General features: G+C 68.9%; 9 protein-coding genes. 2 read left to right on the forward strand and 7 right to left on the reverse strand.

The features are described 5' to 3' along the window. Positions 1-510 (forward strand): hypothetical protein (locus tag GX015_RS10005; protein WP_291344833.1); only part of this gene is annotated, 510 nt, incomplete at its 5' end. Positions 511-612: 102 nt separating this feature from the next. Further along, positions 613-1809 carry a glutamate--cysteine ligase gene (locus GX015_RS10010; RefSeq protein WP_291344835.1) on the forward strand — a complete coding sequence of 399 codons (1197 nt, stop codon included), beginning with the start codon at positions 613-615 and terminating at the stop codon, positions 1807-1809. Positions 1810-2238: 429 nt separating this feature from the next. Here the strand turns inward: GX015_RS10010 and GX015_RS10015 are convergent, their stop codons facing one another. The 7 genes from GX015_RS10015 to GX015_RS10045 all read right to left on the reverse strand — a co-directional run bounded on the left by GX015_RS10015 (position 2239) and on the right by GX015_RS10045 (position 9524). After that, a complete protein-coding gene (locus GX015_RS10015) occupies positions 2239-2595 on the reverse strand; it encodes a monovalent cation/H(+) antiporter subunit G (RefSeq protein WP_291344837.1) in 357 nt (118 codons plus the stop codon). Continuing rightward, positions 2595-2990: a monovalent cation/H+ antiporter complex subunit F gene (locus GX015_RS10020; protein WP_366926275.1), complete on the reverse strand. Its 396-nt coding sequence runs from the start codon at positions 2988-2990 to the stop codon at positions 2595-2597. Before GX015_RS10020 ends, GX015_RS10015 begins: the two co-directional genes overlap by 1 nt. Then, positions 2990-3712: a Na+/H+ antiporter subunit E gene (locus GX015_RS10025; RefSeq protein WP_291344839.1), complete on the reverse strand. Its 723-nt coding sequence runs from the start codon at positions 3710-3712 to the stop codon at positions 2990-2992. The genes GX015_RS10020 and GX015_RS10025 overlap by 1 nt, the downstream gene beginning before the upstream one ends. After that, the gene (locus GX015_RS10030; protein WP_291344841.1) at positions 3709-5397 is read right to left on the reverse strand and encodes a Na+/H+ antiporter subunit D; all 1689 of its coding nucleotides are present in this window, start codon (positions 5395-5397) and stop codon (positions 3709-3711) included. The genes GX015_RS10025 and GX015_RS10030 overlap by 4 nt, the downstream gene beginning before the upstream one ends. After that, on the reverse strand, positions 5387-5884 hold the full coding sequence (locus GX015_RS10035) for a Na(+)/H(+) antiporter subunit C (RefSeq protein ID WP_291344843.1): 498 nt from the start codon (positions 5882-5884) through the stop codon (positions 5387-5389). Before GX015_RS10035 ends, GX015_RS10030 begins: the two co-directional genes overlap by 11 nt. Further along, the gene (locus GX015_RS10040) at positions 5881-8859 is read right to left on the reverse strand and encodes a Na+/H+ antiporter subunit A (protein ID WP_291344845.1); all 2979 of its coding nucleotides are present in this window, start codon (positions 8857-8859) and stop codon (positions 5881-5883) included. The genes GX015_RS10035 and GX015_RS10040 overlap by 4 nt, the downstream gene beginning before the upstream one ends. A gap of 116 nt (positions 8860-8975) precedes the next feature. Then, positions 8976-9524: an acetyl-CoA acetyltransferase gene (locus GX015_RS10045; protein ID WP_291344847.1), complete on the reverse strand. Its 549-nt coding sequence runs from the start codon at positions 9522-9524 to the stop codon at positions 8976-8978. Between the last annotated feature and the right edge of the window lie 186 nt (positions 9525-9710).

Raw genomic sequence — 9710 nt, forward strand, 5'->3', positions numbered from 1 at the left:
GGCGGGGAGGCCCCGACCTCGTCGGCCGCCGTCAGCGTCGACCCCGACGCCCCCGAGCTGGACGAACGCGAAGGCTCCTACAACTTCGTCCGACTCACGGACGACGGTCGCTCCCACATCCTGGGCCACGTCAAGGTCCTCTCCGCCGACGGCTGGCTCGGCCTCGCCGACGACGAGGTCACCTTCACCGCCCTCGACGACGGCAAGTACCGCGTCATCGCCCGCGGCTCCTCCGGCTGCCCGGGCGTCGGCGAAACCACCGACGACGGCCTCGGCGTCATCGGCGAGATCCACGCCGCCGACGGCGCCGCCAAGGTGTGGGGCACCCCCGTGGAAACCGAGGTCGGCTCCTTCTCCACCGTCGTCCTCGCCGACTCCGACGACACCGTCCTGTCCTGCGGCAAGAGCGTCGACTGGACCGAACCGACCACCTCGTCGACCTCCGCGACGACCTCGGCCACCACCTCGGCCACGTCCACCGCGAAGAGCTCCACGACCTCCTCCTCGTAGCACGGCGGAACGCGCGCCGCGCCGGGACGTCGTCAAGCAACCGCACCCCGCCCACCCGGGTCATTTCACCCGGCAACCATGCGCATGTGGTGAAATGGGCGAATGACCGAAGAATTCGCCGGCTCACCCCGACACACGCTGGGCGTCGAGTGGGAGGTCGCATTCGTCGACCGCGACACCCGCGAACTGGTGCCGTGCGCCGCCGAAGCGCTCGACATCATCGCCCGCGACCACCCCGGCCACCGCATCCAACGCGAATTCCTGGCCAACACCGTCGAACTGGTCACCGGCGTCTGCGACACCGTCCCCGACGCCATGGAAGACCTCGGCGAACAGCTCGGCATGGTCCGCGACGCCGCCCGCGAACTCGGTGTCGACGTGTGGTCCTCCGGATCGCACCCCTTCTCCCGCGGCACCGGGCAGCGAGTCAGCGAGAAGACGTCCTACTCGGAGATCATCAACCGCACCCAGTGGTGGGGCCGCCAGATGATCATCTGGGGCATCCACGTCCACGTCGGCGTGCGGTCCGCCGAGCGCGTGTGGCCGATCATCAACGCGCTGCTGGTCAACCTGCCGCACATGCTCGCGCTGTCGGCGTCGTCGCCCGCCTGGAACGGCGAAGACACCGGCTACGCCTCCAACCGCACCCTGCTGTACCGCCAGCTGCCCACCGCCGGACTGCCGCCGGACGTCCGCGACTGGGAATCGTGGCAGGACTACATGTCCGACCAGTGGAAATCCGGCGTGATCAACCACACCGGCTCCATGCACATCGACATCCGCCCCGCTTCGAAGTACGGCACCATCGAGGTCCGCGTCGCCGACGCCGTGTCGAACACCCGGGAACTCGCGGCAATCGTCGCCCTCACGCACTGCTTGGTCGTGCTTTACGACGACATGCTCGACCGAGGGGCCGAACTCCCCACCATGCAGTACTGGCACAACGACGAAAACAAGTGGCGCGCGAGCCGGTACGGCATGGACGCGCTGATCATCGTCGACCGCGACACCAACGAGCGGTGGGTGAAGGACGACCTCGAGGACCTGCTCGCGCGGCTTGCCCCGATCGCCGAAAAGCTGGGGTGCACAGAGGAATTGGGCGGCGTGCGCGACATCATCCGCGGCGGCGCCGGATATGAGCGGCAGCGGCGCGCGGCCGGACGGGCGGGGGCGCTGCCGTCGCTCGCCGAAGAAGAGGACGTGTTGGCCGTCGAGGCGAAGCTCGGGCACAGCCCGTGGGCCGCGGCCGTCGATCTCGCCGTGCGCGAGATGGAGGCCGGCACGCCGCTGGAGGCGTAGCTGGGCGGGGCCGGGCAGACGCGGGGCTCTGCCGGCGCGGGGCCCCTGCCGGTTTCGTGTCATATGGGTGCCACCGGTTTTCGCCACCTGCGGAAACGCATTTATCGACGCCGCGTTGGCATCTCTACGGCACGAAACCCCGGTGCCGCCGCCCGACGGCGCCGAATTGGTCGGAGCCGGGCGGCCCAACCCAAGGGGTCGAAGTCGCAGACTCCTAAATCACGGGATCCAAACCACGGGATGAGCCTGCATCGGCCCTCCACACCACGGGATCAATGGTGATCCCGAGTTTTGGATCCCGTGGTTTGGCTAAGGGGCGGGTGATGTCGGGGTTTGGCGGACCAGCGCCGTCGAACAGCGCCGCCATCTGCGCCGCCGCCGACCGGCACTGGAGCCGACCAACGCCGCCGAACAGCCCCGCCCACCCCGCTAAATCCGCGGCTCGGTCTCGTCGTCGCGGGACAGCCGGTCCCGGTCGATGAGGCCCTCCTTCTGCGACACGTGGCCGAGGCGGTTGCCGATGATCGGCGACGTCATCAGGGCGAACAGCACGATGAGCACCATCATGCCCAAGTCGCCGTTGACGGTGACGCCCCCGCCGCCGTTGGCGAAGATGTGCAGCACGGTGCCCAGCAGCGTCATGGACAGGCCGAGCGTCTGCGGTTTCGTCGACGCGTGCATGCGGCCGATGGTGTCGCGGAACCGCGCCAGGCCGACCGCGGTGGCCAGGCAGAAGAACCCGCCGCCGAGGATGAGGGTGATGGAGATGATGTCCACGATGAGCATCAGAAGTGGTCCTCCTCTTCATCGACGTGCTTGAGATCCGCCTCGCGTGCGGCCTGCTGGGCGGCGTCGCGCGACGCTTCCCGGGACGCCTCGCGCGAACTGGCGCGGACGGTGGCCTTGGGCCGCTTGTCGGGCACGCGGAATCGCGCCACCGACAGCGAGGAGATGAAACCGAGCAGCGCGATGACCAGCATCGCGTACGCCACGGAGGTGTCCATGGACCAGGCGATGTAGACGGCGAGCATGCCCTGCGACATCGCGATCATCGATTCCAGGGACACCAGCCGGTCCATGGAGTTCGGGCCGGCGAGCAGCCGCCCCAGCGCGGTCAACGCCGCGATGAAGTAGATGCCCGCGGCGACGCCCAGCAGCGTGGTGTAGATCTGCGGATCCATCAGTCCTCCTTCCGCTTTTCGGGCCGGGTTTCGGGGCCGGCTTCCCGCTTGCCGACGGCCCGCGCATCCGCATTGGACCGATCCGTCGCCGGCGGCGGGGCGTCGACCCCGGTCTGGACGCCGGCGTGGTCGTGGCCGAGGGATGCGGCGGCGGGCTCGTCGTCAAGCTCCCTGTTCTCGAAGGCCTTGACCACCTGCCGCTCCAGCCGCCCCAGCTGGGCGATCGTCTTGTCGATGCGCCCCGTCGACGACCCGTCGAGCAGGTGCATGGTGACGGACTTGCGGCGGTTGTCGATGTCGATGACCAGGCCGCCGGGCTGCAGGTTGATCAGGGCGATCGCCGACGCGAGCGACAGGTCGTCGCGGGTGCGCATGGGGATCTCGACCACGGCGCTGGGCGGCGGGTCCTGGCGGCGGACGGCCAGCCACGCGACGGTGAACGACGCGACGACGAAGTCGACGAAGAACGTGGCGAACAGTTTGATCATCGACGGCCAGTGGACGTCGATGTCGCTGACCGGCACGCGCGGCATGGGCACGAAGATGGAGATCAGCAGCGCCACGCCGATGCCGCCGGCGATGTTCGCCCACGTGATCTCGCCCCACAGCAGCTGCCACATCACCACGATCCACAGGAACAGGATGAACGACGGCCGACCTTTGCGGCGTTCCTCGCGCTTGTCGGGCTTTGCGACGCCCGCGTGGTTCTTGTCCGGGCTCATCGTTCCTCCTCCCGTTCGATGGAATCGCCGCCGGCGCTGGGGTCGTCGGCGGGGTTGAGCGTGCGGCCCGGGTCGGGCAGCCCCTCCTGATCATCGTGGTCGCGGACGCCGAGCACCGCCGACCGGTAACCGTCGACGTCGGAGACGTTCGCGGCGGCGCGGTCGGAGACGATGGACAGCGGGCCCGCCAGCACCGTGACGGCGACGGACGCGGCGACGAGGAACACCGTCGGGGCGACCATGCCGAAGGGCATGCGGCCGACGTCCTCGCGCTCCTCGAGCGAAACCACCCGGGTGTCCTCCCGCAGCGGGGAGACGCGCGCCAGGGCGGTGTCGCCCTCGGGGGCGTCCGAGCGGTCGCGCCAGAAGGCCTTCGACCACACGATGACCATGGTGTACAGGGTCAGCAGCGAGGTGAGCACCGAACCGCCGACGAGCACCCACGCGGTGAGCGTGCCGGACTGCGCGCCGGCCTCGATGAGCATGATCTTGCCCAGGAAGCCGGAGAACGGCGGGATGCCGCCCAGGTTCAGGGCGGGCACCAGGTACAGCAGCGCCAGCAGAGGAGAGGCCTTGGCCAGCCCGCCCAGTCTGCGCAGCGACGAGGATCCGGCCTGGCGCTCGATCAGTCCGACCACCAGGAACAGCGCGGTCTGCACAAGAATGTGGTGGACCATGTAGAAGATCGCGCCGGACAGCCCGAGTTCGTTGCCCAGGGCGATGCCGAAGATCATGTAGCCGATGTGCGACACCAGGGTGAACGACAGCAATCGCTTGATGTCGTTCTGGGCCATGGCGCCGAGGATGCCCATGATCATGGTGGCCAGGCCGGCCCACATGAGCACTTCGTCCAGCGCGCCGTCGGGGAACATCACCGACCGCGAGCGGATGATGGCGTACACGCCGACCTTCGTCAGCAGGCCCGCGAACACGGCGGTGACCATCGACGGGGCGGTGGGGTAGGAGTCCGGCAGCCACGACGACAGCGGGAACACGGCCGCCTTCACGGAGAACGCGACGAGCAGCACGGCAAAGATCGCGGTGCGGGTGCCCGACGGCAGCTCCTCCATGCGGATGGACACGTGCGCGAAGTTGACGGTGCCCACCGAGGCGTAGACGAAGCCGATGGCCATGAGGAACACCATCGACGACAGCAGGTTGACCATCACGTAGCTCACGCCCGCGCGGATGCGCGACGCCGAGGCGCCCAGCGTCAGCAGCACGTAGGAGGCCAGCAGCAGCACCTCGAAACCCACGTACATGTTGAACAGGTCGCCGGCCAGGAAGGCCATGGACACGCCCATGTTCAGCAGCATGTACGTCGGCACGAACACGGAGATCGGGTCGTCGTCGTCGCCGTCGCGGATGCCCTGCCCGATGCCGAACCAGTGGACGGCGAAGAGCACGAGTTGGGAGACGGCGATCATGATCGTCGACAAGCCGTCGGCGACGAGCGTGATGCCGATCGGCGAATTCCAGCCGCCCACCTGGACCGTGTGGATGCCGTTGTCCTGCACCAGGTACACCAGCCACACCGACAGGATCAGCAGCAGGAGCAGCGCGGCCATGCTCAGCAGCTGCTGCAGGCGCGGCCGCCGCGAGAACAGCAGCGCCAGCCCCGCCGTCACCGCCGGGATGAGCACCGGCATGGGGATGAGGAAGAGAATCAGTTGCTCAGTCGTCACCGGACACGTCCTCCTCGACGGGCTTCTCGAAGCTCTCCGGGCCGAACTGGTCGCCGGCTTCCGTCGGGCGGCCCGTCATCGGATCGTCGGAGCGGTCATGGTCGGGCGCCGCGGACGGATCGTCCGGGCGGCGCATGGCCACGAACTGGTCCTCGCGGTCGTCCTGGACGTGGTCGCCCACGCGGTACCGGTGCTGGCGGTAGGCCAGCGCCAGCAGGAACGCCGCGACGCCCATGGTGATGACGATCGCCGTCAGGATGAACGCCTGCGGCAGCGGATCCGCGTCCTCGGCGTAGGGGATGGAATCGCGGCCCCAGATCGGCGGGGCGCCGGGACCGTCGCCGCCGATGAGGATGAGCAGGTTGATGCCGTTGCCCATCAGCAGGGCGCCCATGAGCATCTTGGTCAGGGAGCGGTCCAGGAACAGGTACACGCCCGTGGCGATGAGCACGGCCACCGTCGCCAGCAGCACGAAGTTGATGATCACTTCGCGGCCTCCTTCCCGGACTTGTATCGGAATTGGCGCGTGCGCCCCAGCTTGGTCAGGGTGACGCGGCGGGAACGCGCGCGCTCGGCGCGGCGATCTGTCTCCACGTCGATGCGGCCGCCGAGGCTGCGCAGGATGTACGTGACCGTGCCGATGACGATGAGGTACACGCCGAGGTCGAACAGCAGCGGCGACACCAGGTGCAATTCGCCGATCAGCGGCAGCTCCAGGTCGACGACCGCGCTGGCCAGGGGCGGCCAGCCGATGATCATCGGCCAGAACACGGCGAGCGATGCGAACGCGAGGCCGGAGCCGAGGATCTTGTCGGTGGACCACGGGATGGTCTCCGCCAGTTCGTAGCGGCCGCCCGCCAGATAGCGCAGCGTGATGGCCAACGACGCGACCAGACCGCCAGCGAAACCGCCGCCGGGGGCGTTGTGGCCGGCGAAGAACAGGTACAGCGACAGCGCCATCATCGACGGGAACAGGAAGCGCGTGGACACCAGCACCATCAGCGGGCGGCGGCCGGCGTCGACCTTCGAGCCCGACGTGGTCAGCCAGCGCGGATTGCGCTCGCGGCGGGTGCGGCGCGTGGTGACGCGCGGCAGGTTGTGCACCGTGTGCGTGCGGAACACCAGCGACGCGATGCCCACGGCCACGATGACCAGGACGGAGATCTCGCCGAAGGTGTCCCACGCGCGGATGTCCACGAGCAGCACGTTGACGGCGTTGGCGCCGTGGCCCTCGTCCAGCGCGATCCGCGGGATCGCCTCGGAGATCGGGTCGGACGATCGCGCGGCCATGGCGAAGGCGCCGATGATCGCCGCGGTCGCGCCGACCGCGACGGCCAGCCAGGCCCGGGCGCGGTCCAGCCCCTCCGTCTGATCCGGCGTCTTCGCCGGCAGGGTGCGCAGCACCAGGACGAACACCACCATGGTGATGGTCTCCACCAGCAGCTGCGTCAGGGCCAGGTCCGGCGCCCCGTACAGCGCGAAGACCAGCGCCAGGCCGTAGCCCGTCACGCCCACCATGATCACGCCGGACAGGCGGTTGCGCATCCGCGTCGCCGCCAGCGCCGCGATGATGATGAGCAGCGCCGCCGCGCCCTGCGGGGCCGTGCCCCACAGCTCCATGCGGAGATCGTCGCGATCGCCGAGGATCAGCGCGGCGATCGGAAGCAGGATGAACACGCCCAAAATCGTCGCCTCAGTCAACGGCAGCGAACCACGCTGCGTCGCGGCGGTGACCCGCAGCGACAGGCGGCGGGCCATGTCGAGGATCCAGTCGTACGCGGTATCGGCGTCGCCCAGCGCCGGCCTTGCGAACTGCAGCTCGCGGACCAGCGTGCGCTGCCAATGCATGATCGCGCCCGTCAGCAGGATGACGCCCGTGAGCAGCAGCGGCACGTTGAATCCGTGCCACAGCGCCAGGTACGAATCGTCGGCCGAGGTCGGGAAGGCCTCGGAGAGGTACGGGCGGATCACGGCGTCGTAAAGCGCGGGAAACAGGCCGGTGACCAGGCCCGCCACCGCCAGCAACCAGGCCGGGGCCAGCATCAGCGGGCTCGGCTTCTGCATCTCCTCCACCGGCGCCGAAATCCCGCCGCCCGACGCGTGCGTCGACGGCTTCGTGCCGAACGCCGCATGCATCAGATACAGCGAGTACGCGACGGTGAGGATCGACCCGACGACCAGACCGATCGCCGTGAACACGCCCGGCATGCCGCGCAGCGGATCCGCCTGCAGCACCGAATCGAGCGCGGCCTCCTTGGCCACGAACCCGAACAACGGCGGCACGCCCGCCATCGACGCCGCCGCCAGGCCCGCGATGATGAGCATCTGCGGGCGGCGCGCGCCGAGCCCCGACAACTGCCGCACGTCGCGGGTGCCGGTGGTGTGGTCGATCGCGCCGACGATCATGAACAGCGTCGCCTTGAACATCGCGTGGCCCAGCGTCAGCGCCAGCGCCGCGAGCATCGCCGCGCGCGTGCCGATCGACGTCACCGTGATGATGAAGCCCAGCTGCGACACCGTGCCGTACGCCAGCACCAGCTTCAGGTCCTTCTGCCGCAGCGCCATCCAGCCCGCCATCACCATGGTCACCAGGCCCAGCGGGATGATCGCCAGGTGCCACGTGGTGGTGGCGCCGAACGTCGGGGACAGGCGGGCGACCAGGAAGACGCCGGCCTTCACCATCGCCGCGGAATGCAGGAACGCCGACACCGGCGTCGGCGCCGCCATCGCGCCGGGCAGCCAGAAGTGGAACGGGGCGATCGCCGACTTGGTCAGCGCGCCGAGGACCAGCAGCACCACGGCCGTGGCGATCGCCGGGGCGTGCAGCTGCTCGTACGTCAGCGCACCCGGCGCCGTCAGCGCGGAGAACTCCCAATGCCCGGTGGTGTGGCCCATGAGGATGATGCCCACGAGCATCACCAGGCCGCCGAACGTGGTCACCAGCAGCGCCTGCCCCGCGGACCTGCGCGACGACGCGCGCTCGGCGTAATAGCCGACCAACAGGAACGACAGCACGGACGTGATCTCCCAGAACACGTACATGAGCAGCATGTTGTCGGCCACGACCAAGCCGTACATGGCGGCCGCGAACAGCACCATCTGGGCGGCGAACGAGCCCAGGCGGCGGCGTTGGCCGGGCGGCGGGTCATGGAAGTAGCCGGCGCAGTACACCAGGACGAGAACGCCGACCGTCAGCACCAGAGTGCCGAACAGCGATTCCAGCGGTCCCAGCCGAAGCACGATGTCCAGGTGGACGGCGGGCATCCACTGGATCTGCTCGACGGGGATCGGGTGCGCGGTGCCGGATTCGCCCAGCGCATGGCGCACCAGATGAGAGCCGGTCCACGCGGCACCAGCCGCGAGAGGAAGGGCGAGGAGCGTGAATCCGCGCCTGCCCAGCCGGCGAATCGTCCAAGGTGCCAGCGTCGCGGTGGCGATGAGGAGGCACAGGAGGACGGTCACCCCACCAATAATGCTGAAAAGGAGTACATGTCCGCAACAGCGATCACCCTCGGCGAACGCCGAGGGTGATCATGGGGGCCCTTGGTGGGGCGGGGAAATCCGGGATGCGCCGCGGATCACCCGTGCAGGCGGTTGGCCGCGCACGTCATCGCGGTCATGGTCGCCGCCTCCGGGGTGGTGCCGAAGCCCATCGCCCAGACGGAGCTGTTGTTGTGCGTCGCGTACAGGAACGTCGCGGTCGCCTCGAAGATCTCGAACTGGTGGAACTCGAGGATCTCGACGCGGTAGCCGGAGTCCGCCATCAGGTTGGTCACGGCGGACACGGGGCCCATCGCGGTGACCTCGCGGAAGTCGGTGCGCTCGGCGTCGGTGCCGCGGTTGGTGGTGACGGTCGCACGGTACGTGGAGCGGCCCGCCAGGCCCTTGGTGGCGGTGAACTCGCGGATGGCCAGCGAGCCGCTGGTCGGCGAGTAGGTGGTCATGAACGTGCGCCAGTCCATGCCGCGCGCCTCCTGGCGCAGGCCGCGGGGCAGGCGGTGGCCGAAGCGCGCGCGGAAGGGGTCCTCGGTGAACGTGCGGGTGGTCGCGTCCGCCTTGGCGGAGGGACGCTTCCCGCTATACGTCATCGTGGTGGAAGTGTTCTTGTGCGTGCGGGTGGTGAACATTCAGAGTGGTCCTTCGGTGAGGTCCGGGAATGATCCCGGTGAGAAGAAGTGTGGTGGACCGACCCATGGATGCGTGGGTGCGTAGCGGCCAGAGACCCCGTGTGGAGGGGTCAGTCCATGCCTCCACCGGGGTTCGTAGCCTCGGCTACTCGCCTAAGTCGAATGTTCTTCTGCATGTCGGCCACC

Source organism: Corynebacterium sp., from assembly GCF_012837295.1.
Taxonomy (GTDB): domain Bacteria; phylum Actinomycetota; class Actinomycetes; order Mycobacteriales; family Mycobacteriaceae; genus Corynebacterium.

Excerpts from the sequence above, each read along its gene's own strand:
- GX015_RS10045 (WP_291344847.1), bottom strand. The coding sequence starts at position 9,524 with ATGTTCACCACCCGCACGCACAAGAACACTTCCACCACGATGACGTAT.
- GX015_RS10020 (WP_366926275.1), bottom strand. The coding sequence starts at position 2,990 with ATGGATCCGCAGATCTACACCACGCTGCTGGGCGTCGCCGCGGGCATC.
- GX015_RS10025 (WP_291344839.1), bottom strand. The coding sequence starts at position 3,712 with ATGAGCCCGGACAAGAACCACGCGGGCGTCGCAAAGCCCGACAAGCGC.
- GX015_RS10015 (WP_291344837.1), bottom strand. The coding sequence starts at position 2,595 with ATGCTCATCGTGGACATCATCTCCATCACCCTCATCCTCGGCGGCGGG.
- GX015_RS10010 (WP_291344835.1), top strand. The coding sequence starts at position 613 with ATGACCGAAGAATTCGCCGGCTCACCCCGACACACGCTGGGCGTCGAG.